This is a genomic window from Streptomyces sp. NPDC027962 (genome assembly GCF_055566095.1).
The window spans coordinates 248,279-273,487 of record NZ_JBVHTA010000005.1; the positions used below are offsets into that span (position 1 = coordinate 248,279).

Consider the following 25,209-nt stretch of genomic DNA (forward strand, 5'->3'; position numbering starts at 1 on the left):
TGTCTTCCGCGCCCGTCGACGGAACGTTCCGTCGACGGGCGCCTTCCGTTCACAGATACCCTTGACACGTGACCGACGCCCAAGAGACCGCAGCAGACACCGCACTGCGAACCACCGGGGGCGCTCCCTCGGACGACGTCGAATCGGCGCCGATCCCGTTGTTGGAGCCCAGGGAGGGCATCCCGCCGGTGGTCGCCGACGAGGACGCCCTCGCCGAGGTGATCGCCGCCTTCGCGGCGGGCACCGGCCCCGTCGCCGTCGACGCCGAGCGTGCGTCCGGCTACCGGTACGGCCAGCGCGCCTACCTCGTACAGCTGCGCCGCGAGGGTGCGGGCACCGCACTCATCGACCCGGTCGGCTGCCCCGACCTGTCGGGTCTCGGTGACGCGCTCGCCGACGCGGAGTGGATCCTGCACGCCGCCACCCAGGACCTGCCGTGCCTGCGCGAAATAGGCATGGTGCCCACCCGGATCTTCGACACCGAACTCGCCGGACGGCTCGGCGGCTTCCCGCGGGTCGGTCTCGGGGCGATGGTCGAGGGCGTCCTCGGCTACGCCCTGGAGAAGGGCCACTCGGCGGTCGACTGGTCCACCCGCCCGCTGCCCGAGCCCTGGCTGCGGTACGCGGCACTCGACGTGGAGCTCCTGGTCGACCTCCGCGACGCGCTGGAGAAGGACCTGGACCGGCAGGGCAAGCTCGAATGGGCCCACCAGGAGTTCGACGCGATCGCGTCCGCCCCGCCGCCGCCCCCGCGCCGCGACCCCTGGCGGCGTACGTCCGGGATGCACAAGGTGCGCCGGCGTCGGCAGATGGCGGTCGTACGGGAGATGTGGACGGTCCGCGACCGGGTCGCGCAACGCCGTGACGTCTCCCCCGGCAAGGTGCTCAGCGACGCCGCGATCGTCGAGGCGGCGCTCGCACTGCCCGCGAACGTGCACGCCCTCACGGTGCTTCCCGGCTTCGGGCACCGGATGGGCCGGCGCCAGCTCGAGCAGTGGCACGCCGCGGTCGAGCGGGCGAAGGCCCTGCCGGACTCCGAGCTTCCGCAGCCCGGCCAGCCGCTGAACGGCCCGCCGCCGCCGCGATCATGGGCCGACAAGGACCCGGCCGCGGCTTCCCGGCTCTCCGCCGCGCGCGCGGCGATCTCCGCGCTGGCGGAGGAGCTGAACATGCCGCAGGAAAACCTGATCACGCCGGACACGGTGCGGCGGGTGTGCTGGGAGCCGCCGGTCGGCGAGGTGACGGTGGCGTCGGTCGCGGACGCGCTGACCGAACTGGGCGCACGCCCGTGGCAGATCGAACAGGTCGCTCCCCTGCTGACGAAGGCGCTGAGCGCGGGCTCGGCGGCGTAGCCGGGGGCGCGGCACAACCGGCGGGCTCGGCGCCCTGTCGGGGCTCCGCCCCGAACCCCGCGCCTCAATCGCCGACGAGGCTGAAGCTGCCCACCGGCGCAGCCGCCTTGCCGCGCAGCGCCAAGAGCAGCCCTCGTGCACCACGCCACCCGGCCCGGGGGCGCAGTCGCACCGACAGTGCGCGGAACGCAGCACCCCGGGTCCGCGCAGCGCCCGGCTGGAGAAGCACGGGGCCACGGCTCGGCCGGGTAACCGCAACCCCCCGGCCGCGGAGCGCAGCGGCGGGTCCGGGCGGAGCCCGGTTTCGGGGAGGGGCGGGGTGGGAAAAGGCGCGCCGCAGGCGCCGCACCCACGTGTGACGTTCACCGCTCCCGCCCCGGGGACTGTGCACTCCTGTTACCCGCAAGTAGCATGAGGGAAGCAAGCGCACGCTCAGGCGTGTGCGCCGCAGCAGTGCCACCCCGCACCCTGGAGGAGAGCCATCGTGCCTCGTACCGTCAGGGACGTCGTCTTCGTCGACGGCGTCCGCACCCCGTTCGGCAAGGCGGGCCCGAAGGGCATCTACCACGAGACCCGCGCCGACGATCTCGTCGTGAAGGCCATCCGGGAGCTGCTGCGACGCAACCCGGCCCTCGACCCGAAGAAGATCGACGAGGTCGCCGTCGCCGCGACCACGCAGATCGGTGACCAGGGTCTGACCCTCGGCCGCACCGCCGGCATCCTCGCCGGTCTGCCGCAGTCCGTGCCCGGCTACTCGATCGACCGTATGTGCGCGGGCGCGCTGACGGCCGTCACGAGCGTCGCCGGTTCCATCGCGTTCGGCGCGTACGACGCCGTCATCGCCGGTGGTGTCGAGCACATGGGCCGCCACCCCATGGGCGAAGGCGTCGACCCGAACCCGCGCTTCGTCAGCGAGAAGCTCGTCGACGAGTCGGCCCTCTTCATGGGCATGACCGCGGAGAACCTGCACGACCGGTACCCGCAGATCACCAAGCAGCGCACCGACGAGTACGCCGTGCGCTCGCAGGAGAAGGCCGCCAAGGCGTACGCCAACGGCAAGATCCAGCAGGACCTCGTGCCGGTCTCGGTGCGTCGTACCAACCCCGATGCCGGCGAGACCGGCTGGGGCCTGGTCACCGCCGACGAGCCGATGCGCCCGGGCACCACGCTCGAGTCGCTCGCGAACCTGAAGACGCCGTTCCGCGTCCACGGCCGCGTCACCGCGGGCAACGCCGCGGGCCTGAACGACGGCGCCACCGCCTCGATCATCGCCTCCGAGGACTTCGCCCGCGAGAACGGCCTGCCGGTCAAGATGCGCCTCGTCTCGTACGCCTTCGCCGGTGTCGAGCCCGAGGTCATGGGCTACGGCCCGATCCCGTCGACCGAGAAGGCGCTCGCCCAGGCCGGCCTGTCGATCGAGGACATCAACCTCTTCGAGATCAACGAGGCGTTCGCCGTCCAGGTCCTGGCCTTCCTGGACCACTACGGCATCGCCGACGACGACCCGCGCGTCAACCAGTACGGCGGCGCCATCGCGTACGGCCACCCGCTCGCCTCCTCCGGTGTGCGTCTGATGACGCAGCTGGCCCGCCAGTTCGAGGAGCAGCCCGAGGTGCGCTACGGCCTGACCACCATGTGCGTCGGCTTCGGCATGGGCGCCACGGTCATCTGGGAGAACCCGAACCACAAGGACGCCGGAGGCAACAAGTGAGCGAGCGCAGCGAGCGAACAATGAAAAGGTGCAGCACGTGCGAATGCTCGACCGAGCGAAGCGAGGGAGCGGCATGAGCACCACCGAACTCCTGAAGGGCGCTGCCGAGCTGTTCCCGGACGAGGTCGTCACCAGCGCGCACGTACGCCATCTCGACCTCCCCTCCGGCGCCGGGCGCTTCGCGCTCATCACGCTGGACAACGGCCTGGACCACACCAAGCCGACCACCTTCGGTCCGCAGTCGCTCGCGAACCTGAACACCGCGATCGACCAGGTCGAGGCGGAGGCGGCGAACGGCGACATCGTCGGCGTCGGCGTCACCGGCAAGCCGTTCATCTTCGCCGTCGGCGCGGACCTCAAGGGCGTGGAGCTGCTCAAGGAGCACTCCGACGCACTCGCCATCGGCAAGGGCGGCCACGACGTCTTCAAGCGTCTCTCCGGCCTCGCGGTCCCGACCTTCGCGTACTACAACGGTGCGGCCATGGGCGGCGGCGTCGAGGTCGGCCTGCACTGCTCGTACCGCACCGTCTCCAAGGCGATCCCTGCCTTCTCGCTGCCCGAGGTCTTCCTCGGTCTCGTCCCCGGCTGGGGCGGCTGCGCGATCCTGCCGAACCTGATCGGCGCGGAGCGCGCGGTCTCGGTCGTCATCGAGAACTCGCTCAGCCAGAACAAGCAGCTCAAGGGCGCGCAGGTCTTCGAGCTGGGCATCGCCGACGCGATCTTCGAGGGCGCCGACTTCCTCGAGCAGTCCCTCGTGTGGACGGCGTCCGTCCTCAAGGGCGAGATTGTCGTCGAGCGTCCCGAGGTCGACCGTGGCGAGGCATGGGACCAGGCCGTCGCCAAGGGCCGGTTCATCGCCGACTCCAAGGTGCACGGCGCGGCCCCGGCGGCCTACCGCGCCCTCGACATCATCGAGGCCGCCAAGGACGGCGACCTGCAGAAGGGCTTCGACGCCGAGGACCAGGCCCTGGCCGACCTCATCATGGGCGGCGAACTGCGCAGCGGGATCTACGCCTTCAACCTCGTACAGAAGCGCGCCAAGCGCCCGGCCGGCGCGCCGGACAAGAGCCTGGCCCGCCCGGTCACCAAGGTCGGCGTCGTCGGTGCCGGCCTGATGGCCTCCCAGCTGGCGCTGCTGTTCCTGCGCCGCCTCGAGGTGCCGGTCGTGCTGACCGACATCGACCAGGAGCGCGTCGACAAGGGTGTGGGCTACGTCCACGCCGAGATCGAGAAGCTGCTCGGCAAGGGCCGCATCAACCAGGACAAGGCCAACCGCCTCAAGGCCCTGGTGACCGGTGTGCTCGACAAGGCCGAGGGCTTCGCGGACGCGGACTTCATCATCGAGGCCGTGTTCGAGGAGATGGGCGTCAAGCAGAAGGTGTTCGCGGAGGTCGAGGCGGTCGCCCCGGCGCACGCGATCCTCGCCACCAACACCTCATCGCTGTCGGTCTCGGAGATGGCCTCCAAGCTGAAGAACCCGGAGCGGGTCGTCGGCTTCCACTTCTTCAACCCGGTCGCGGTCCTCCCGCTGCTGGAGATCGTCCGCGGCGAGCAGACGGACGACGCTTCGCTGGCCACCGCGTTCGGTGTCGCGAAGAAGCTGAAGAAGACCGCGGTCCTCACCAAGGACGCCCCGGCGTTCGTCGTGAACCGCATCCTGACCCGCTTCATGGGCGAGATCCAGAACGTCATCGACGAGGGCACCCCGGTCGCCACCGCCGAGAAGGCCATCGAGCCCCTCGGCCTCCCGATGTCGCCGCTGGTCCTGCTGGAGCTCGTCGGCCCGGCCATCGGCCTCCACGTCTCCGAGACCCTGAACCGCGCCTTCCCGGAGCGCTTCACGGTCTCCGAGAACCTGGCCGCGGTCGTCAAGGCGGGCAAGCGCGGCTTCTACGTGTACGCCGACGGCAATCCAGCCAAGCCGGAGCTGGACCCGGAGGTCGCCGCGCTGCTGAAGCAGGGCGACAGCGTCCTGACGGAGGAGCAGGTCCGCGACCGCGTCCTGGACGCCGTCGCGCAGGAGATCGGCCTGATGCTGGAGGAGGGTGTCGTGGCCGAGGCCCAGGACATCGACCTCTGCCTGATCACGGGCGCCGGCTGGCCCTTCCACCTGGGCGGCATCACGCCGTACCTGGACCGCGAGGGCGTCTCGGACCGCGTGAACGGCAAGCGGTTCCTCGCGCCGGGCGTGGCGAGCGTCCCCGCGTAACACCGGCACGGAAGCGTGGGAAGAGGGCTCCCGCTCGAGCGGGGGCCCTCTTCCCACGTGCCACGCGGGCGCCGTGCAGCATGCGGCGCCATGCGGGCGCGTCAGTAACCGAACTGCGAGGCCCCGGCCGCGGCGGGCAGCACCGCGAAGGGTACGAGGGCCGACGGTGACTCCATGCCGTTCGCGTCGACGGCGAACACCTCCACGGTGTGCATGCCCTCCTGCCAGGGCCAGCCGGAGTCCCACGTCCACCGTCCGTCGGGGGCGACGGGGCTCCCGCCCAGGAGCGTGCCGCCCGCTCTGAACCCCACACGCGAGGCCCCGCCGGCGAAGCCGGTGAACTGCACTGCCGCGCCCATGAACTGCTGGTACGCCTCAGGAGTCCGGACCACCGGCGCCCCCGGTGCTTGCCCGGGCACGCTCGGCGCGACGCCCTGGGCACCGGCCGCCACCTGCATCCCGGGCGCGACGACGGCCGCCGCCCCGTCCAGCGTGGTGAACTGGACCTCGACCCCCTTCGTGTGGCCTCCGGCCGCGTCCCAGGCGACGCACTTCACCCGGTGTTCGCCCTTGCTCCACGGCTTGCTGAGTTTCCAGGACCAGGTGCCGTCCGGCGCGACGGAGGGTGATCCCAGGAACTTGCCGCGTTCCCACAGGCTCACCCGTACGGCACCCATCGCGGTGCCACTGAAGTACACACCGTCCCGGGGAAGTTGGGCACGGGGCACCGGGTGCAGGACGACGGGCGGCATGATGTCGGTGCCCTTGTCCCGGGAGTTGGCGGACAGATAGGTGTCGATGGCCGATGTGTCGCGGTCCGGCTCCTCGTAGCCGTTGCGCACCATGCCCAGCCGCGGGGGGAGCCCGTCGGCGAGCATGTTCACGAGTCCCATGAGGAACGGGACGTTGCGCCGGGTGACCTGGGAGTGGCCGGTGATGTAGGGGGACTCGCTGTAGATGAAGTTGAAGTTGTCGTATCCCTGGAAGAGCCCCAGGAACGGCTCGACCTGCTCCGGGTACTGCTCGTCCTGCGGAGAGGAGAGCAGGTAGATGTTGGTGTGCCGGCTGACGTTCGACCGTACGAGGTCGGGAATGATCGAGTCGACGATCCGCACGTTGTCCTCCGGCACCCCCTCGCCGAGCATGAAGCGGGCGACCTTGGGGTGCACCTTCTGCACATAGGTGCCGACGAGGAACTGCGGCACCAGCGAGACGATGTTGCGGAACCCGTAGCGCAGGCCGAAGAAGAGGGCCGCGCTCCCGCCCTTCGACCCTCCCCACATCGTGACGTCGTCCGGTGTCAGGTCCAGGGACTTCATCACCTTGGTGATGACTCCGGCCACGGACTGCTCCAGGCCGAAGTCCATGTCCTTGCACAGGTAGTAGCTGTTCATGCCGTGGAACTTGTCGCGGATCCAGAGGACGTTGGCCCGCACCGGGTCGAAGACGCCGTTCGACCAGCCGTAGTCGTCAGTGACCGCGAAGTTGGCGAACACGACGACAAGATGCCGGTTGCCGCCCTTCGCGTGGGCGAACCGGTACTCGACGGGGTACGCACCGGAGGTGTCGATCCCCTGGATCAGCTCGCGACCCTTCGACGCTGCTTTGGGCATGTGTGGCTTCCACTCGTGAGTTGTTCGAAATCGACGACGGTGTTCAGTGCCGCGGGCCGAAGTAACCGGCCGGTTCGGACGCGTGCATGACGGTGAAGGTCACCGTCGCCGGCGGGGACTCCATGCCGTTCGCGTCCACCCCGATGACCTCGACCAGGTGCGGTCCCTGCGGCCACCCCCAGCCCGGCTCCCAGACCCAGACACCGTCCGGCCGGACCCCGCTCCCGCCCAGCAGCGCACCGTTCTGCCGGAAGCGGACCTGCACCGCGCCCGCCGCGGCACCGTGGAAGGCGACCGTCGCCCCCGCCACCATCTGCTGCGGGCCGGGTGCCGAGACGACCGGCGTCGGCACGCCCTGTGCGGCGGGGTCCGGCCCTCGCAGCGGCGCCTGCGTGCCGTGCGGGACGCCACCGGCCACCGCCTCGGCGGGAACCGCTGCCGGAGCAGCGGCGGCCCCGTCCGCCGCCGTGAAGGGGATCTCCGTCGTCGGCGAGTGGAACCCGGCCGGGTCCACCGCGAAGATCTTGACGCGGTGCTCCCCCTTTGCCCACGGCTTGGCCGGCTCCCAGGTCCAGATTCCGTCCGGGGCCACGGGCGGCGAACCCAGGAACTTGCCCTTCTCCCACAGGCTCACCCGAACCGCCCCCGCGGCGTACCCGGTGAAGCGCGAACCGGCGAGCGGGACGAGGCCGCCCACCGCCGGAACGCTCACCACCGGGGGCGGGAACGCGTCGTCCTTCACCTTGGCGGTGGAGGCGAGGAAGGTGTCGATGGCCGAGGTGTCCCGGTCGGGCTCCTCGTAGCCGTTGCGTATCGTGCCGATGTGCGGCGCGATTCCGTCGACGAGCAGGTAGCCGATTCCCAGGAGGGGCGGCACGTTCCGCACGGTCACCTTGTTGTGCTCCGTGATGAACGGGGACTCGCTGAAGACGAAGTTGAAGTTGGGGTAACGCTGCAGCATCCCCAGGAAGGGCTCGATCTGGGTGGGATACTGCTCGTCCTGCGGAGACGACACCAGGTAGATGTTGGCCTCCTGGTTCACACCCGCCCTCAGCAGCTCGGGGAGAACGGAGTCGAGAGCCCGCACGTCCTGCTCCGCGAGGCCCTCTCCCAGCACACTCCGGCCGACCTTCGGATACACGTCCCGGACGAAGGTGCCGATGAGGAACTGCGGCGCGGAGGCCACGATGTTCCGGAAGCCGTACCGCAGCCCGAAGTAGAGGGCGGCGCTGCCGCCCTTCGAGCTGCCCCACAGCGTGACGTCGTTCGGCGTCAGGCCGAGGGACTTCATCACTCGGGTGATGAAGTCGATCACGGACCTCTCGACGGCGAAGTCCATCTCCCTGCACAGGTAGTAGGTGAGCCCGCCCGCGAAACGGTCGCGGATCCAGAGGATGTTCGACCGCAGGTCGTCGAGGACACCGGTCGACCAGCCGTAGTCGTCCGGAGCGGCAAGGTTGGCGAACACCACCGTGAGGTGGCGGTTGCCCTTCTTCGCGTGGGCGAACCGGTACTCGACGGGATACGCACCGGACGTGTCGATCCCGGTGATGATGTCGCGCCCCTTCGACGCTGCTTTGGGCATGTGCGGCTTTCCTCGTGAGTAGGTCGGAATCTGCGCCGTCGGCGGTCAGTACCGCGGCGTGAAGTAGCCGGTCGGCGCGGAGGCGGGCATGACGGTGAAGGCGGCCAGGGTGGGCGGGGACTCCATGCCGGTCGTGTCCACGGAGACGGCCTCGACCAGATGCGGCCCCTCCGGCCACGTCCAGCCCGGCTCCCAGACCCAGTTCCCGTCCGGTGCGACCGCGACCGAGCCCAGGACCACACCGTTCTCACGGAAGCGGACCTCGGCCGCGCCCCTCGCGTGCCCGTGGAAGGCGACCGCGGTCGCCACTTGGTGCTGCGGTCCGGGCGCGGTGACGATCGGAGGCCGGAGCAGCGCACCGGGATGCATCGCGCCGTCAGCGGCGAACGGGGCGCCGAGCTCGGGGTTCGCGTCCACCGCCGGGGCGGGGGCCTCGACCCGGTCCGACACGGTAAAGGGCACCTCGACGCGGGCCGAATGGAAGCCTGCCGGGGACACCGCGAAGATCTTGACCAGATGCTTCCCCCGCGTCCACGTCCTCTCCGGCTCCCAGGACCAGGCGCCGTCGGGGGCGACCTGCGGCGACGCCAGGAACTTGCCGTTCTCCCACATGCTCACCCGCACCGCGCCGAGGGCCAGCCCGGTGAAGCGGACGCCGGTGGCGGGAACCTCGCTGTTGTAGCCCGGAGTCGTCACGGCCGGGGGCGGGAACGCGTCGGCGCTCTGGACCTTGGCGGTCGAGGCGATGTAGGCGTCGACGGCCGACTGGTCGCGGTCGAAATCCTCCTGGGCATGGCGCGCGAACCCCAGGCGCGGGGCGTAGCCGTCGGCCAGCAGGTTCAGCAGACCGACCAGCGCGGGCACGTTGCGCCTCGTCGCCGTGGCGTGGCCGGTGATCGTCGGCGATTCGCTGTGCAGGTAGTTGAAGTTCTCGTACCCCTGGAACATGCCGAGGAACGGCTCGACCTGCACGGTGTAGTGCTCGTCCTGCGGAGAGGAGAGCACGTAGATGTTGGCGCCGCGGTTCGCCTGGCGCCGCACCAGATCGGGGAGGAGCGCGTCCAGCATGCGCGCGTTGTGCGCCGGAGCCCCTTCGCCGAGCATGTACGCGGCGACCTTCGGATGCCGCTTCTCCAGGGCGTCGCCGATGAGGAACTGGGGGACGATGGCCACGATGTTGCGGTAGCCGTGCATCAGCCCGAGGTACAGGGCCGCGCTGCCGCCCTTCGAACCGCCCCACAGGGTGACCTGGTCCGGCGTCAGCCCCAGCGCCCGCACGAAGTTGGCGATGAGGGCCTGCACCGAGTCCGCCAGGCCGAAGTCCATGTTCCGGCACAGGTAGTAGGCGTTCATCCCGTCGAAGCGGTCGCGGATCCACAGGATGTTGGCCCGCACGTTGTCGAAGACACCGTTGGACCATCCGTAGTCCTCGGGCGCCGAGAAGTTGGCGAACACCACGACGAGGTGGCGGTTGCCGCTCTTCGCGTGGGAGAAGCGGTACTCGACCGGAAACGTCCCCGAGGCCTCGATCCCGTTGAACAGCTTCCGCCCGCTCGAGGGTGATTTGGACATGTACGGAACTCCAGTCTCATGACGGTTCTTCGGGGCCGGCCGGGCGGGCACTCCCAGGACGCAGGCGCTTCGTGGGCGGGGGCGGGGCGAGGGCAGGGGCGGATCGGCATATTTGGCGCCGGATCGGCGGAGCGGACATGATGTCGGGATGCTTCTGGTGGCCTCCCCGCTCCAGGCCGCCCTGCGCCGGCACCGCGGCCTGCTCACCGCGGCCTCTGCTCTCGCCCTGTCGGTGGTCCTTGCCGCCGTGACGTATGTGCACAGTGCCGCGGATCCGACGCGGACCCTCTCCGCGAGCCGCACCCTGACGGTGGCGACGTGGAACATGTGCGGCGTCCAGCGGTGGGGTTGCGCGGGCACGGGAAGCGCCGACGCCAAGAGCGAAGAGGTGAAGCGGCTCGCCGAGGCCGGGGCCCACGTCGTCCTTCTGCAGGAGGCCTGCGAAGGCCGGATCGAGACGGTACGCGGGGAACTCGGCCGGTCCTGGCACGTGTCCTTCCGGCCCTACCTCTGGCGGGACGACACCGGGCGCGCCAAGACGGTCGGGTGCGACGGACGCGGCGAGGGCGCGGCCGGCTTCGCGATTCTCTCGGCCCACCCGCTGTCCTCGGTACGCGTGGTGCCCGCGCCGCAGCCCGTGGTGGGGCTCCAGCGGGGCATCCTGTGCGCGACGGTCGCGGCCCACGACGTCCGGGTGTGCAACGCCCACCTGAGTGTGCCGGACAGCGACGCGGCACATCCCGGTCGGGAGTACCGCGACGACCAGTTGAAGGCGCTGATGGCGGCGGTGCCGAAGCGGCGCACCGTGTTCGGCGGCGATTTCAATGTCACACCGCCTGGGGCCCGCAATCCTGCCGCCTGGGTGTGGCCGGCCGGCGCCTACCGCACCCACCGGGAGTGCGCCCAGGATTCCGGCTCCGACCGGTCCGGGCGCCCGACCCATGTCTCCGGCCACAAGCTCGACTATCTGTTCACCGGACTGCGCACGACCCACTGCTCCGTTCACGACACCGGCGTCTCGGACCATCGCGCGTTGCTGATCAGGGTGGACGCGGGCACCGGCTGAGGCGACACCGAAGGGACGCCCGGCCCTTCCCGCGAGAGCGGGAAGCGGACCGAGCGCCCGAGGCGCGAACGGCGGAGCTGTCATGGGGCGCGGGGGCCGTCCGGCACGGCCGGGCACACCGACGGCCGGCCGGCCTGCGGAGCGTTCCGGGTCACGCGATCACGCCTTCGTGGGTCCGGTCCTCGTAGGGCGGCTGCCCGGGCCGGCCGGTCGACTGCTGGATCCGCACCGGCATTATCTGCGGCACCTGCGCATGCTGCTGGTGCTGCGGGACCTGCGCGTGCTGGTGCTGCGGCACCTGCGCTCCGGCCGCCCTCTGGCGCGCAGCGGCATCGTGCGCCGGGGAGGGCTGGGTGGGCATCGCACCGGCGAGCGCCGCGGAAGAACGCCGGGCGGTGAACCACGGCCCCGCGCTCGGCCCTGCGCTCGGCCGGATCGGCGTCATGGCCCGCCCCGTGTGCCGGTTGCCGACCCCGCCGACGGCCGGTGCCTGCGCCTGCTCCGGCGCGAGGTCACCGCCCGCGACCAGCAGTCGGTCTGCGAGCCGTGCGGCGGCGTAACCGTCGTCCAGGTCGCAGAACTCGTCCTGGAACCAGCGGTACCGCTCGGCGTAGCGCTCCTGGATCCGGTCGATGCCGCGGATGGCCGCCACCAGGTCCTCGGAGGTGTAGAGGAGAGGGCCGGGTGCGCTGCGCTCGAAGTCGAAGTAGAAGCCGCGCAGGGTGTCGCGGTAGTGGTCCAGGTCGTACGTGAAGAACAGGATGGGCCGCCCGGTGTTGACGTAGTCGAACATCAGGGAGGAGTAGTCCGTGATCATCACGTCGGTGATCAGGGAGAGGTCGGCCATGTCCGGGTAGTCGGACACGTCGAAGACGAATCCGTCGCCGGCGCCCGGCACCGGGTCCACGACGTTGGGGTGGCGGCGCACCATGAGGACGTGGTCGCCTCCCAGGCGGGCCCGGGCGTCCTCCAGGTCGATGCGGAAGTCGAGCTTGTACTTGCCGGGGGCGTAGAACTGGTCGTCGCGCCAGGTCGGTGCGTACAGGACGACCCGCTTGCCTTCCGGCAGCCCGATACGACGGCGGATTTCCTGCTCCCGGCGCTCCATACCGGGACGGCGCAGCATGTCGTTGCGCGGGTAGCCGCACTCCACCATCTCGCCGGGGAAGCCGAAGGCGCGCTTGAGGATCGGGGTGGAGAAGCTGTTGGGCGAGACCAGCATGTCCCAGTTCTGCACCTCCTTCTCGACGCGCTCCAGGTAGCGCTGGTCGGCGAAGTGGATGGCCTCGATGTCGTGGCCGATCTTCTTCAGCGGTGTGCCGTGCCACGTCTGGACGACGACCTGACCGTCCCGCTTCTGGAACCAGTCGGGGAGGTGGTTGTTGGCCACGACGTACCGGCTGGTGGCGAGGGCCTCGTACCACTGGGGTGACCACATGCGCACCGGCGTCGCCGTGGGCGGCACCTGGACCTGGTCGTCGCGGACCACCCACAGGTGCTCCAGGCCGGCCTGACGCCGCACGAGTTCCTCGTGCAGGGCGCGCGGACTGTCCGAGTACTGGGTGCCCTTGAAGGCGTCGAAGAGCACGGCCTGGCGCACCGGCTGCCGGCGGGCCGCGGGGTAGGCCTTGGTGCGCAGCAGCTTCTGCCGGTACGGGCCGCGGGCGTCGTCGGGCATCGCCGAGTGGACGAGGAGAGACAGCCGGTCGTACGCCTCGGACTGGAGGTCGTAGCGTCGTTCACCGAGCTCGACCTCCTGGGGCAGCTCGGGGACGAGCTCCTGCTCCAGCTTGATCATCAGATCTTCCTGACGTTCCTCCGGCCGGACCGCGGAGAGGTCCTGCCGGCGCAGGAAGAAGTCCCAGCGCCCGGCGGCGAGCGGGATGCTGCCGGCGATCGTACGTACGGCGGCCGGAGTGACCACGCACCGGAACGTTTCACCGTTCCACTCGATCGGGAACTCGCGCTCGGCTCCGTGCGCGCGCGAGCGGACGATCATGTGGGCGGCACGGTATTCGGCGGCCGACAGCCGGTCGGCTGCCGTGTACTTGCCGTGGATCTCCAGCGAGCCGTCCTCGTGCCAGGCGACATCCGTCGCCGTGGGCAGCGTGGCCCGCTCGAACAGGACCACATAGCCGGAGCCGTTGCGGTGGACGACCACCTCGCGGTCGCCCTCGGGCGCCTGGAGTGCCTGGGGCGTGCGGTAGCGGCCGTCGGGGGTCTCCTCCGCCATGACGGGGTAGATGGGCGCCTTGCGGCCCTCGACGTGCAGAGTGGTCTTCCAGCCGTTGCTCCCCATGCCCCAGGAACGGGGGACGTTGGCGTCCGCCTCGCTTCGTGAACCGGGCACGAGCCCGCCGAGCGGTATGCGGGTGGTGAAGGTGCACCAGCCGTCGCCGCCGCGGGTGAAGTGGACCCAGGAGTCGTGTTGTGCGGCGCCGCTCAGGCTGCGCACCCGGAACTTGCCCCACTCGGGGACGGTGGGACCGAGGTAGACACCGCCGAGCTCGAGCTGGCTGCCGACGACACGGTGACGCGTGATACGGCACCGGACGACTTCCACACGGAGCTTGAGCGTTCCCTGGAGGAACAGCGGCACGATGCGGGTGTTCTTGTCGACGTAGCGATACGGAGGATTGGAGGCGCTCCCCGCACCTCCGCGAGCCAGCCCCTTGTAGCGGAAGAGGCCACGGCTCAGCACGCCGGCGGCCACGTCCCAGGTGCCCTCGACCCACTCTCCCTTGCGCTTGAGCCGCGTGGTGTCGATCCGGGTCTCGAAGCCGGACCAGTCGTAGCAGTAGCGGTTCTGGTTCGAGTGCTCGGTTGCCTGCGGGTAGTAGGTGGTCTTCGCCGTGGTGACGAGGGTCCGCCCCTGCTTCTTGTTCCGCAGGGCGAGGGCCTTCACGGACATCCGGCGCTTGTGGACGTTGATGAAGCGGATGTACGCGGCACCCGAGAGGTGCAGCCAGTCGCCCGACCAGTGGGCGCCGGCGACGGAGCCGTGCAGGGACAGCTCCTTGTCGAGCCGGTACGCCTTCTTGTCGAGGCCGACCTCACGGTCTCCGAGATAGGGGTAGTTGAGGTAGCGGTGGAAGCGGCGGCGCACCGGGATGGGGCCGCCCTTCCGCTCGAAGGCGATGACCTCGAGGAGTTCGTCGAGCTTCCAGGCGCGGACCAGGTGCCACTTGACCCGGGCTTCGGCGGTGAGGTCGTCGATGATGTCCGGGTCGGCTTCGTCGAGGAACTGGTTGGCCCACTCCATGAAGGCCTGCTGGTACTCCTCGTCCGCGTCGGGCAGGACCTTCAGATGCAGCATGAGGTCCGACTTCAGGCAGGCGACGTCGTACTTGCGCTTGTGCTGGAGGAAGGTACGGGCGCGGTGGGAGCTCAGGAACCGGCTGACCGACTGCACGGCCGCCACCCGGTCGCGGAGGTTGCTCAGTTCGGTGTGCCGCTGGGTGATCGAAGGCGCGGCGGCGCCGTCGCGGCGGCGCCAGAAGTAGACGAAGTCATTGATGACGTCGACCTTGTTCGCGCGGAAGTGGGCGACCATGTTCACCCAGGAGTCCTCGTACAGGACACCTTCGGGGAAGGCGATGAAGTGGTGGTCCCAGAACGAGCGCCGGAACACCTTGTTCCAGACCGTGCGGTCGTAGATCAACGCCTCGAACCGGGTGATGTGCGTGTGCCGCTTGTCCTTCGCCATCGGACCCTTGTGCAGCGGTGACTGCCACTTCGTGGTGGAGTTCATCATCTGCACGTTGCCGGAGACGAAGTCCGACTCCGAACCCTCGAGCCGGCGGACGAGCAGTTCGTAGGCGTACTCGGGAATGACGTCGTCGCCGTCGACGAAGGCGAGGAACTCTGCCTCCGGGTGAGCGGCGCGGATTCCGGTGTTCCGAGCGTGGCCGGGGCCCTGCGACTCCTGGCGGATCAGCTTGAATCGGGCGTCACCAGCGCAGAACCGCTCCGCGATCCGGGTCGAGGAGTCGGTCGAGCCGTCGTCGACGAGAATGACTTCGAGGTCCTCGAACGTCTGCCGTGCGATCGACTCCAGACACTCGTCCAGGTACTGCTCGACGTCCATGAAGGGCACGACGACGCTCAGCCGAGGCCTACCGGACAAAATCGCGCTCCTCCATTGATCCATGTGCGACGGCCTACGGGCGACGTCGAACGTCGGCAGACGTCCCCCAACCGGCGTCTTCGCCAACAGCCCCGCAGATGACACGTTGTCCGTCGATGAACGGAAGTGAACGTTTATCTGTCCTTCACAGGGCCCGCACATAGTAGGACACGATCAGATTCGGCAACAGCCTTGGATCATTACATGCGATTACGGGAAGGATCTGGTCAACTTCGCAAGAAAGCACGGTCATTGAGTGGCCCGGAGCCGCCTCGTCAGGCAGGTCGGACGCCGGTACGTGAGGCATCCCACTTCCCCGTGACGGTCGCAGTCAGCCGACTTCACGCCACGCCTCGAAGGCCAGGCCCGGATCGAGCATGTCCTGACGGGCGACCCAAAGGGTTCCATCGGGGCGAATCATCGCAAGCACGACACGCCCCATGCCGTCGACCTGTACGGCAGGCGAGCCGATGCATGGTTCACCGACGGGCGCCCACCAAGTGCCGTAGATCTCTCCCTCGGTGGGATAGGCAGCGACCTCAGGGGCACCGCCCGCGCCACGCTGGACCAGCACCGTGCAGTCGTACCCGTTGACCGACGCCCGCACCGCACCGACCGGGCCTTCACCCGAACCTCCACCCAGCGACGTCAGCACGCCTGACGGACCCGACGGATCCGTCTGCAGGCGATAGGCGACAACTCCGCCGTCGGCCGCGTGACGCCAGTAGAACGTGACACGTCCCGGGCCTGTCTCCAGCCCGGTGTGCGTCAGGTCCACCGCCGGCTGGGCGGCCCGGCCCAGCAGGCGAAATTCCCTGTCCGACGCATCTCGAGCCCAGTGCACGGTCCCCTTGCTGAACGTCGCGAGGGCCTGGACCGAACCCGTGGACGTGGGCACGGCCACCAGGGGCGTACGCACCCATCGGTTGTCCAGGCCCGCCCACGGCTCCCAGTTGCCTTCGGGGTTACGCCTTCGGGTACGGACCGCGTGCCCGAAACAGTGAATGAAGACATGGAGCGCGCCGGAGCTGTCAGAGGCGACGAACGGGTCACCGAGCCTTTCGGGCGGTACGTCGTCTCCGCGGAAGGGGTTGCCCAGCACGTGCCATTCGCTGAGCGGGCGCCCCGTCTGGAACTGTGTGGCGAGGAGGATCTCGCGGCCGCCCGTGGCGTCTTCGCGGTACCGCGTTCCGGCAAAGTAGACATATCCGTCAGCGCCCTGGCTGAAGGCGGCACGCCCCGCCCAGTCCTCCACGGGGAAGAGCTCGGGGCCGATCCACTGCGTGGACCCGGGCTCGGTCTCGGTCCACCGGGCGACGCCCTGCGGCACGGAGCAGTAGGCAGTCAGCCGACCGTCGCGGCCGAGGAACAGCCACCGCGCGGCAGGCGTGGAGCCCGAAGCGACGGCAGCGGCGATCTCGGCTCCGGACAGATCCCGGCCGACGGCAGGAGAACTGGCACCCACCACCGCACGCCTGCGTCGTGCCATGTCCTCGGACCCACCTCTCCTGCATGAACTGGCAGACAATAACACCAGGTGTCGCCTTGCCCTCACACAGGGGACCACAGGGTGAAGGAAGGGCAAACATGCCCGAATAGCCGGAAATGGACCATCCGTCGGGCGGCTCGATCAGAGTTCGTCGCGCACCCAGTCCCGCAGCCACGCACGGAAGTCCGGACCGAGGTCCTCGCGCTCACAGGCGAGGCGGACGATGGCCCGCAGATAGTCCCCCCGGTCGCCCGTGTCGTATCGCCGCCCTCGGAAGACAACGCCGTGCACCGGTCCACCCAAAGACGGATCCAGAGCCAACTCCTCCAGAGCATCGGTGAGTTGGATCTCACCACCGCGTCCCGGAGCGGTGCGGCCCAGCACGTCGAAGACAGCCGGGTCAAGCACATACCGGCCGATGACGGCGTACGAGCTGGGAGCCTCACCCGGTGCGGGCTTCTCGACGAGACCCGTGATACGCACCACATCGTCGTCCGCCGTCGTCTCGACAGCGGCGCAGCCGTAGAGGTGGATCTGAGCCGCAGGTACCTCCATGAGCGCCACGACACTGCCCCCCAGCGCCTTCTGCACCTCGATCATCCGGGCGAGCAGCGGATCACGGGGGTCGATGAGGTCGTCCCCCAGGAGCACGGCGAAGGGCTCGTGACCGACATGGGCGGCAGCCGACAGCACCGCGTGCCCCAGCCCCCTCGGGTCGCCCTGGCGCACATAGTGCACCGTCGCCAGGTCCGCCGACTCCCTGACCATGGACAGGCGTTGGTCGTCGCCCTTGCGGCTGAGCGCGTGTTCGAGCTCGTAGTTGCGGTCGAAGTGGTCCTCGAGCGCCCGCTTGTTGCGGCCCGTGACCAGCAGGACGTCGCCCAGTCCGGCCGCCACGGCCTCCTCGACGACGTACTGGATGGCCGGCTTGTCAACGACCGGGAGCATCTCCTTGGGCGTCGCCTTCGTCGCAGGCAGGAACCTGGTGCCCAGGCCCGCCGCGGGAATGACGGCCTTGACGACTCCAGCGTGCGCTTCATTCACAGAAGTGTCCTGCTCCTTGTGCGGGTTGGGCGATGCGGTGGCATCGTGAGGGCCTTGCGCCCTTCCGGTGAACGCGAAGAATGTAACCGGCGACGGCGGCAACTCGAAAATTTGTCTATAGTGCACGGTCAGCCACTTGTTTACTGTGGACCGGCGCCCCCCACCCGAGTCCCGACCCGCCACGGCGGACTTCTGAGCAGAGGACTCGAGGAGCATGACCGACACCGTGACGACTCCTGCCGCGCGCCCGAGCAGGCGCGCCAAGCCGAGCGGCAGGGGTCGCAAGCAGCGCACCCGCGCCCAGCGAATTCGCCGGGGCATCCTCTGGACGCTGCTCGCCCTGATCCTGGTGGCCGCAGGAACCGGCTATTGGCTCTACAACCGCCTCGACAGCAACATCGAGTCCATCGACCTCGAGGACGCGATCAACGGCGAGCGGCCCGAGAAGCTCGCCACCGGCGCCAAGGACATTCTCGTGCTCGGGTCCGACTCGCGCTCGGGTGACAACAAGGACCTGGCCGGCGGCAACGTCGGCGGCACCGCCCGGTCCGACACGGCGATGGTGGTCCACATACCCGAGGGCCGGGAGAAGGCCGTCGCTGTCAGCATTCCGCGCGACACCCTGGTGACCCGGCCCGAGTGCACCAAGAAGGACGGCTCCACGCTCGCGTCCGCAGAGCGTGTGATGTTCAACTCCGTCTACACCAGCGCCGGACCGGCGTGTGTGATCAAGACCGTCGAGAAGATGTCCGGCGTCCGGATCGACCACTACATGGAGATCGACTTCTCCGGCTTCAAGGAGCTGGTGGACGCGATCGGCGGCGTGACCGTCAAGGTCGAAGAGCCCATTCACGACAAGGAGTCCGGCCTCGACCTCACAGCCGGGTCCCACAAGCTGGGCGGCGCCGAGTCGTTGGCCTTCGTGCGGACGCGGCACGGCGTCGGCGACGGCAGTGACCTGGGGCGGATCGGTCTGCAGCAGCAGTTCATGATGGCGCTGCTCACGGAGGTGAAGTCGCAGGATCTGCTGGGCAGTCCGGCCAAGTCGTTCAAGATCGCGGACTCGCTCACCAAGTCGCTGACGACCGACTCCGGTCTCGACTCGCTCACCAAGCTCGGTGAATTCGCCCGCAGCATGGACGGCGTCGACCCCGCCTCGATGGAGACGATCATGCTGCCGGTCGCCTACGACAAGGTGGACCCCAACCGCGTCGTGGCCGCCGAGCCGCAGGCGGGCCAGCTGTGGAAGGCGCTCCGGGACGACACGCAGATCCCGGCCTCCGCGAAGAAGTCGCCGGCCACCGGCGGCTGACGGGTCGCCAGACACGCAAGCCCCGGCACAACGGTGCCGGGGCTTCTTGCGTCGTTCCCGTCCCCCTGGCGGCCGTGACCGGCCGCTCCCTCACGTCAGGGGCTTCCAGCGGCCCAGTGCGAAGCCGCCCGCTTCCGTCTTCTGACGGGTGGCGATCGGACGGCCGGCGTCGTCGAGGGCAAGGGCGATCAGCCCGCCGTGTGCCTGTTCCCGCATGGTCAGCGGCACCCGGCTTGCGCCGGTCGACGTGTGGGTCCACCAACTGCCCGCCGACTCCTCCTCGGTGGGGTAGGCGGCGAAGGCGACCCTGCCCTGATCCGCTTCCTGGGCCAGGATCGTGCAGTCGTACCCGTCGATCGTCATGCGCGTGAGCGCCAACGGCCCCGCCCCGGCCGCTTCCATCAGCGGGCGGGGAGCCGTCTCCCGCTGCGGCGCCCAGACCTGGATGGCCCCGTCCTCGTCGGTGAAGAACAGCGACACGGACCCGGACGTCGTGGCCAGCGCGGAGAAGGCGCCGGGAGCGGCCCCTGCGTCGAGCCGGTCCGCCAGGGAGAACGGGGCGCCCTGCTTCTCCTGCGTGTACCGGGCGATCGACTTGCTGTCCGGTACGAAGACCTCGACGAGCCCCTCGCCGTCCGCGGCGGCCGCCAAGGTCTCCCCCACCCCGGAGCCGCCCAGGTCCTGCCAGCGGCCCCAGCCGCCGCGCTCCCCCTGGATCCGGCAGCTCACGCCGGTGCCTCCGTTGCGCAGGAACAGGCAGAGGCGGCCCGCGCCGTCGACCGCGGTGGCCGGGCGGCCGGTGAAACGCGCGACCTTGTTGGGGTGGCCGAGCGAGTGCCAGCCGAGGAGCGGGCGGCCCGTCTGGAACTGCACCGCGTGCACCAGCTCGAGCTCGTCACCGTCGCCGACCCGGCGCATGCCCACGAGGTGGACGTACCCGTCCGCTCCTTGGGCCACGGCGAGCAGGGGCAGCAGACCGGGGGCGGGCAGCCGCTCCGGACCGGTCCATCCGGATGCGGACTCGGTCCAGCGCAGGACGGCACCGTCCGCGGGTGCCCAGACAGTGAGCATGCCGTCCTTGCCACGGGTCAGCCAGTCGCCAAAGAGCCCCTCGGGACCGGTCCGATCTTGGTCTCGCGGCGTGGTCGCACGCGCAGTTGCCATGGGAAATCCAGTGCGTCAGAACGGGTCGGGTGACGATCATTCAACCCCTGAGCATTCTTTCAGCATAGTGGGGGCAGGGCCGTCACGGCCCCGGCACCTGCGACGCTGGTCCCATGGACACACTTCTCGTCGTCGACGGCGCCAACGTCGTCGGTTCGACTCCCGACGGCTGGTGGCGCGACCGGCGTGGGGCAGCGGAGCGGTTGCGGGACCGGTTGGTCCCGGTGGCCCCGGTCGGGGTGACCGGGTGGCCCGGACCGCTGGAGATCGTGCTCGTGGTGGAGGGCGCTGCCCGCGGGGTGAGCTCGGTGCCGGGCGTCAGGGTGGAGTCGGCGGACGGCAGCGGCGACGACCTGATCGTTTCGACCGTGCAGGCTGCGGCGGGCCGTACCTGCGTGGTCGTCACCGCGGACCGGGAGCTGCGGCGGCGCGCCGAGGCGCACGGCGCGCGGTGCGTGGGCCCGCGCGCCGTGCGCCTGCCGGAGACGGCATAGGGGCCGGTACACGACCCGGGAGCTGGAGCTAGGGCGTGTTTCGAAAGTCCCGCCTGGCCCACGACGCCTGGCACGCACACTCGCTGCGTTGTCGGAGTCATCCAGGTACGTCCAGTACGAGAATGATCCTCCGCCTTGCGATTGCACGCACCAGACGCCGCGGGCCCCGCCCTGCGGGCGGACGACGCTACTTTCGAAACACGCCCTAGAACTCGGCGTCGGCACCCTGGCGGCCGAGACGGCTGTGCCTGCGCCCGTAGGCGGCGTACACGACGATGCCGATCGCCATCCAGACGGCGAAACGGAACCAGGTCTCGCCCGGCAGGTTGAGCATCAGCCACACCGACGCGGCGATCGAGAGGATCGGGATGAACGGCACCCACGGGGTACGGAAGGCGCGGTGCAGGTCGGGCCGGGTGCGGCGAAGGATGATCACGCCGAGCGCCACGACGACGAACGCGAACAGGGTGCCGATGTTCACCAGCGTGGCGAGTTCGTTGATGCTGGTGAAACCGGCCACGACCGCGATGATCACACCGAGCAGGATCGTCGGGCGGTAGGGCGTGCGGAACCGCGGGTGGGTCACGGAGAAGAACCGCGGCAGCAGGCCGTCCCGGCTCATCGCGAAGAACACCCGGGTCTGGCCCAGCAGCAGGATCATGCACACCGTGGTCAGGCCGACCGCGGCGCCGAAACTGATCACGCCGGCGAAGAACGGTGCCCCGACGGACTTGAACGCGTCGGCGAGCGGTGCGCTGATCGACAGCTCGCTGTAGTGCTGCATGCCCGTCACCACGAGGGAGACGGCGACGTAGAGCACAGTGCAGATGAACAACGAACCCAGGATGCCGCGCGGCATGTCACGCTGCGGAAGCTTGGTCTCCTCGGCCGCCGTGGCCACGACGTCGAAGCCGATGAAGGCGAAGAAGACGATGGACGCGGCGGTGAAGATGCCCATGACGCCGAAGTTCGTGGGCGCGTAGCCGAACAGCAGCTGGACCAGCGGCGCGTCCCAGCCGGAGCCGGACTCCTGACCCCGCGCCGGAGGGATGAACGGCTTGTAGTTGGCGGCCTTGACGAAGAAGAGGCCCGCGACGATGACGATCAGCACCACGCCGACCTTGATGGCCACGACCACCGCGGTGATGCGTGCGGAGAGCTTCATGCCGACGACGAGGATCGCCGTCAGCACCAGGATGAGGACGAAGGCCAGCAGGTCGAAGGTGCCTCCCGCCACATCAGGGCCTTGCAGCACGGCGGGCAGGTTCCATCCCACGTTGTCCAGCAGCGAACGCACATAACCCGACCAGCCGACGGCCACCACCGCCGTGCCGAGCGCGAACTCCAGCACCAGGTCCCAGCCGATGATCCAGGCGGGCAGCTCGCCGAGCGAGGCGTAGGAGAAGGTGTAGGCGGAACCGGCCACCGGAACGGTGGAGGCGAACTCGGCGTAGCACAGCGCGGCCAGAGCACAGACGATGCCGGAGACGACGAACGCGAGCGCTGTCGCCGGGCCCGCGTTGTTCTTGGCGACGGTGCCGGTGAGGACGAAGATGCCGGTGCCGATGATGACGCCGACGCCGAAGACCGTGAGGTCCATGGCGGAGAGGGACTTCTTGAGTGCGTGCTCCGGCTCTTCGGTGTCCCTGATCGACTGCTCGACGGGCTTGGTCCGGAAGACCCCTCGACTGCCGCCGGACGGGTCGGTATCTGTGCTCACCCCTGCACCTCCACACTTGTCGTCCTCGCCATGATCGGGACGGTGCGTGGTCCACACGGAGCCGGAACGGGTGGGGTTCAACCGAATGGGCCGAAGGGACCACCCTTACAGGGTTACCCTCCGGGACCAGTTGCGCACGTTGCGGCACACCATCGGCGGGCTTTCTCCACGTGCGGGTGGTGACGGTCCTGTCGCAGGGTCAGCAGGCACGCCCAGCCGCGCGGTCGGCGGCGCGTTGCGGCCGGAGTCGGTCGCGGCATACGTGGGACGGCGGCGCCGCGGCGCCGTGCCGGTGCACCCCGAGGCGTTGCCCCCGCCCGATGCCGGTGAGCCCCGACGCGGTGGGGGGGGGGGGGGGGGGGGGGGGGGGGGGAGAAAAAGGGAGGGGGGGGGGGGGGGGGGGGGGAGGAGGGGAGGGGGGGGGGGGGGGGGGGGGGGGGGACAAGCAACCCCCCCCCCCTCCCCCCCCCCCCCCCCCCTCCCCCCCCCCCCCCCCCTTTCCCCCCCCCCCCCCCCCCCCCCCCCCCCCACACCCAGAGCCTGCGTCAGTCGCGGACGGGCTCGACCGCCTCGCTGTCGATTCGGCCGTCGAGCCTGGAGACCAGGCCGGTGACCTGACGGGCGATGTCCGGCGCGGTCAGACCGATCTCCGCCATGACCTCCTTGCGGGAGGCGTGGTCGAGGAAGCGCGGCGGGATACCGAAGTCCCGCAGCGGCACGTCGACGCCCGCGTCGCGCAGCGCCTGGGCGATCGTGGAGCCGACGCCGCCGACCCTGCTGTTGTCCTCGACCGTGACGACGACGCGGTGCCGCTCGGCGAGCGGCGCGAGTGCCTCGTCTACGGGCTTGACCCATCGGGGGTCGACGACCGTGGTGGAGATGCCCTGGGCGTCCAGCAGGTCGGCGATCTCGAGGCACATGGGCGCGAGGGCGCCGACGGAGACCAGCAGAACGTCGGGGCGCTCGGCCTCCGCGTGACGCAGCACGTCCATGCCGCCGGCCTTGCCGACGGCATGGACGGCCGGTCCGACCGCACCCTTGGAGAAGCGGACCACGGTCGGCGCGTCGTCGACGTCGACGGCCTCGCGCAGCTGGGCGCGAACCTGGTCGGCGTCGCGCGGGGCGGCGATGCGCAGGCCGGGGACGACCTGGAGGATCGACATGTCCCACATGCCGTTGTGCGAGGCGCCGTCAGTGCCGGTGACACCGGCCCGGTCCAGTACGAAGGTCACACCGCACTTGTGCAGCGCCACGTCCATGAGGACCTGGTCGAAGGCGCGGTTGAGGAAGGTGGCGTAGACGGCGAACACCGGGTGCACGCCGCCGGTCGCCAGGCCGGCCGCGGAGACCGCGCCGTGCTGCTCGGCGATGCCGACGTCGTAGACCCGGTCGGGGAAGGCCTTGGCGAACCGGTCGAGGCCGACGGGCTGGAGCATCGCGGCCGTGATGGCGACGATGTCCTCGCGCTCCTTACCGAGCTTGACCATCTCCTCGCCGAACACGGAGGTCCAGTCGAGGCCGGAGCTGGAGATCGGCAGGCCCGTGTCGGGGTGGATCTTGCCGACGGCGTGGAAGCGGTCCGCCTCGTCCTGCAGGGCCGGCTGGTAGCCGCGGCCCTTCTCGGTGAGGCAGTGCACGATGACGGGGCCGCCGAAGCGCTTGGCGCGGGCGAGAGCCGACTCGAGCGCCTCGATGTCGTGGCCGTCGATGGGGCCGACGTACTTCAGGCCGAGGTCCTCGAACATGCCCTGCGGGGCGATGAAGTCCTTGAGGCCCTTCTTGGCGCCGTGCAGGGTGCCGTAGAGCGGCTTCCCGACGACGGGGGTGCGCTCGAGGATGTCCTTGCCGCGGGCGAGGAAGCGCTCGTAGCCCTCGGTGGTGCGCAGGGTGGCCAGGTGGTTGGCGAGACCGCCGATGGTGGGTGCGTACGAGCGCTCGTTGTCGTTGACGACGATGACGAGCGGGCGGTCCTTGGCGGCCGCGATGTTGTTGAGCGCCTCCCAGGCCATGCCGCCGGTGAGGGCGCCGTCGCCGATGACGGCGACGACGTGGTCGTCCTTCTTCAACACCTCGTTGGCCTTGGCGAGGCCGTCGGCCCAGCCGAGCACGGTGGAGGCGTGCGAGTTCTCGATGACGTCGTGCTCGGACTCGGCCTGCGAGGGGTAGCCGGAGAGGCCGCCCTTCATCTTGAGCTTGGAGAAGTCCTGGCGGCCGGTGAGCAGCTTGTGGACGTAGCTCTGGTGCCCGGTGTCCCAGAGGACCTTGTCCTTGGGCGACTCGAAGACACGGTGGAGGGCGATGGTCAGCTCGACCACGCCGAGGTTCGGTCCGAGGTGTCCGCCGGTCTTGGAGACGGCGTCCACCAGGAAGGTCCGGATCTCTGCTGCCAGCTGCTCCAACTGCTCCGGGCCGAGCCGGTCCAGGTCGCGCGGTCCCCTTATACGGGAAAGCAGTGCCACCCGTGCCTCCTTGCATTCGAGCTGCATTCGAGCTGATCGAGTCTGAGCTGATCCCGCCCGAGTCTAATGTTCCGCGAGCGCGCTCGGTCATCGGGCGGTGCGTCTTGTGTCACGCCCATTACGTGTCACGGGTCCGGCCATGACACGGACGCAGCAGTGCCCGGCACCGCGCTGCGGTGCCGGGCACTGGCGGTGGTACTAGATGATCGATTCCAAGGGGTCAGTGGTCATAGGCGGTCAGTGAGCGCAGGACGGGCTGTCCGGTGTGGTCGTTGTGCCAGATCGCGGCGGTC

Annotated in this window: 15 protein-coding genes; 6 read left to right on the forward strand and 9 right to left on the reverse strand. The window is 69.7% G+C overall.

Annotated features, from left to right (window positions below; all coding sequences use genetic code 11):
* Positions 1-68: 68 nt before the first annotated feature.
* The 3 genes from ACZ4SA_RS07345 (at position 69) to ACZ4SA_RS07355 (ending at position 5,272) form a co-directional block, all read left to right on the forward strand.
* The gene (locus ACZ4SA_RS07345; protein ID WP_468270768.1) at positions 69-1,352 is read left to right on the forward strand and encodes an HRDC domain-containing protein; all 1,284 of its coding nucleotides are present in this window, start codon (positions 69-71) and stop codon (positions 1,350-1,352) included.
* Positions 1,353-1,836: 484 nt separating this feature from the next.
* Positions 1,837-3,063, forward strand: coding sequence for a thiolase family protein (locus ACZ4SA_RS07350; protein WP_468270770.1), 1,227 nt, complete (start codon positions 1,837-1,839; stop codon positions 3,061-3,063).
* A 73-nt stretch (positions 3,064-3,136) separates the two neighbouring features.
* A complete protein-coding gene (locus ACZ4SA_RS07355; RefSeq protein ID WP_468270772.1) occupies positions 3,137-5,272 on the forward strand; it encodes a 3-hydroxyacyl-CoA dehydrogenase NAD-binding domain-containing protein in 2,136 nt (711 codons plus the stop codon).
* Between the two features lie 101 nt (positions 5,273-5,373).
* On the opposite strand, the gene ACZ4SA_RS07360 is transcribed toward ACZ4SA_RS07355, so the two are convergent.
* The 3 genes from ACZ4SA_RS07360 to ACZ4SA_RS07370 are packed head-to-tail and all read right to left on the reverse strand — an operon-like array spanning position 5,374 to position 10,042.
* Positions 5,374-6,885, reverse strand: a complete 1,512-nt coding sequence (locus ACZ4SA_RS07360; protein WP_468270774.1) for a hypothetical protein — start codon at positions 6,883-6,885, stop codon at positions 5,374-5,376.
* A 43-nt stretch (positions 6,886-6,928) separates the two neighbouring features.
* Positions 6,929-8,470 carry a hypothetical protein gene (locus ACZ4SA_RS07365; protein ID WP_468270776.1) on the reverse strand — a complete coding sequence of 514 codons (1,542 nt, stop codon included), beginning with the start codon at positions 8,468-8,470 and terminating at the stop codon, positions 6,929-6,931.
* 45 nt (positions 8,471-8,515) lie between these two features.
* A complete protein-coding gene (locus tag ACZ4SA_RS07370) occupies positions 8,516-10,042 on the reverse strand; it encodes a hypothetical protein (protein WP_468270778.1) in 1,527 nt (508 codons plus the stop codon).
* Positions 10,043-10,190: 148 nt separating this feature from the next.
* On the opposite strand from ACZ4SA_RS07370, the gene ACZ4SA_RS07375 reads away from it, so the two are divergent.
* A complete protein-coding gene (locus ACZ4SA_RS07375) occupies positions 10,191-11,108 on the forward strand; it encodes an endonuclease/exonuclease/phosphatase family protein (protein ID WP_468270780.1) in 918 nt (305 codons plus the stop codon).
* Positions 11,109-11,259: 151 nt separating this feature from the next.
* Here the strand turns inward: ACZ4SA_RS07375 and ACZ4SA_RS07380 are convergent, their stop codons facing one another.
* The 3 genes from ACZ4SA_RS07380 to galU form a co-directional block, all read right to left on the reverse strand.
* Positions 11,260-15,258, reverse strand: a complete 3,999-nt coding sequence (locus ACZ4SA_RS07380; protein WP_468270781.1) for a bifunctional glycosyltransferase/CDP-glycerol:glycerophosphate glycerophosphotransferase — start codon at positions 15,256-15,258, stop codon at positions 11,260-11,262.
* Between the two features lie 307 nt (positions 15,259-15,565).
* Positions 15,566-16,723, reverse strand: a complete 1,158-nt coding sequence (locus ACZ4SA_RS07385; RefSeq protein ID WP_468270783.1) for a hypothetical protein — start codon at positions 16,721-16,723, stop codon at positions 15,566-15,568.
* A 141-nt stretch (positions 16,724-16,864) separates the two neighbouring features.
* On the reverse strand, positions 16,865-17,767 hold the full coding sequence (galU, locus tag ACZ4SA_RS07390) for a UTP--glucose-1-phosphate uridylyltransferase GalU (RefSeq protein WP_468270785.1): 903 nt from the start codon (positions 17,765-17,767) through the stop codon (positions 16,865-16,867).
* Positions 17,768-17,981: 214 nt separating this feature from the next.
* On the opposite strand from galU, the gene ACZ4SA_RS07395 reads away from it, so the two are divergent.
* Positions 17,982-19,079: an LCP family protein gene (locus ACZ4SA_RS07395; RefSeq protein WP_468270787.1), complete on the forward strand. Its 1,098-nt coding sequence runs from the start codon at positions 17,982-17,984 to the stop codon at positions 19,077-19,079.
* 90 nt (positions 19,080-19,169) lie between these two features.
* On the opposite strand, the gene ACZ4SA_RS07400 is transcribed toward ACZ4SA_RS07395, so the two are convergent.
* Positions 19,170-20,150 carry a PLL family lectin gene (locus tag ACZ4SA_RS07400; RefSeq protein WP_468270789.1) on the reverse strand — a complete coding sequence of 327 codons (981 nt, stop codon included), beginning with the start codon at positions 20,148-20,150 and terminating at the stop codon, positions 19,170-19,172.
* Between the two features lie 206 nt (positions 20,151-20,356).
* On the opposite strand from ACZ4SA_RS07400, the gene ACZ4SA_RS07405 reads away from it, so the two are divergent.
* On the forward strand, positions 20,357-20,737 hold the full coding sequence (locus ACZ4SA_RS07405; RefSeq protein WP_468270791.1) for a PIN domain-containing protein: 381 nt from the start codon (positions 20,357-20,359) through the stop codon (positions 20,735-20,737).
* 205 nt (positions 20,738-20,942) lie between these two features.
* Here ACZ4SA_RS07405 and ACZ4SA_RS07410 read toward each other — a convergent pair whose 3' ends face one another.
* Complete coding sequence (locus tag ACZ4SA_RS07410; protein ID WP_468270793.1) at positions 20,943-22,457, reverse strand: amino acid permease; 1,515 nt, start codon at positions 22,455-22,457, stop codon at positions 20,943-20,945.
* 545 nt (positions 22,458-23,002) lie between these two features.
* Positions 23,003-24,916: a 1-deoxy-D-xylulose-5-phosphate synthase gene (gene dxs / locus ACZ4SA_RS07415; RefSeq protein WP_468270795.1), complete on the reverse strand. Its 1,914-nt coding sequence runs from the start codon at positions 24,914-24,916 to the stop codon at positions 23,003-23,005.
* Positions 24,917-25,209 lie beyond the last annotated feature (293 nt).

Bases quoted from the DNA above. Each gene is read 5' to 3' on its own strand.
- ACZ4SA_RS07355 (WP_468270772.1), top strand. From the start codon at position 3,137: ATGAGCACCACCGAACTCCTGAAGGGCGCTGCCGAGCTGTTCCCGGAC.
- ACZ4SA_RS07365 (WP_468270776.1), bottom strand. From the start codon at position 8,470: ATGCCCAAAGCAGCGTCGAAGGGGCGCGACATCATCACCGGGATCGAC.
- ACZ4SA_RS07385 (WP_468270783.1), bottom strand. From the start codon at position 16,723: ATGGCACGACGCAGGCGTGCGGTGGTGGGTGCCAGTTCTCCTGCCGTC.
- ACZ4SA_RS07395 (WP_468270787.1), top strand. From the start codon at position 17,982: ATGACCGACACCGTGACGACTCCTGCCGCGCGCCCGAGCAGGCGCGCC.
- ACZ4SA_RS07360 (WP_468270774.1), bottom strand. From the start codon at position 6,885: ATGCCCAAAGCAGCGTCGAAGGGTCGCGAGCTGATCCAGGGGATCGAC.
- ACZ4SA_RS07405 (WP_468270791.1), top strand. From the start codon at position 20,357: ATGGACACACTTCTCGTCGTCGACGGCGCCAACGTCGTCGGTTCGACT.
- ACZ4SA_RS07375 (WP_468270780.1), top strand. From the start codon at position 10,191: ATGCTTCTGGTGGCCTCCCCGCTCCAGGCCGCCCTGCGCCGGCACCGC.
- ACZ4SA_RS07400 (WP_468270789.1), bottom strand. From the start codon at position 20,150: ATGCTCACTGTCTGGGCACCCGCGGACGGTGCCGTCCTGCGCTGGACC.
- ACZ4SA_RS07370 (WP_468270778.1), bottom strand. From the start codon at position 10,042: ATGTCCAAATCACCCTCGAGCGGGCGGAAGCTGTTCAACGGGATCGAG.
- ACZ4SA_RS07380 (WP_468270781.1), bottom strand. From the start codon at position 15,258: ATGGATCAATGGAGGAGCGCGATTTTGTCCGGTAGGCCTCGGCTGAGC.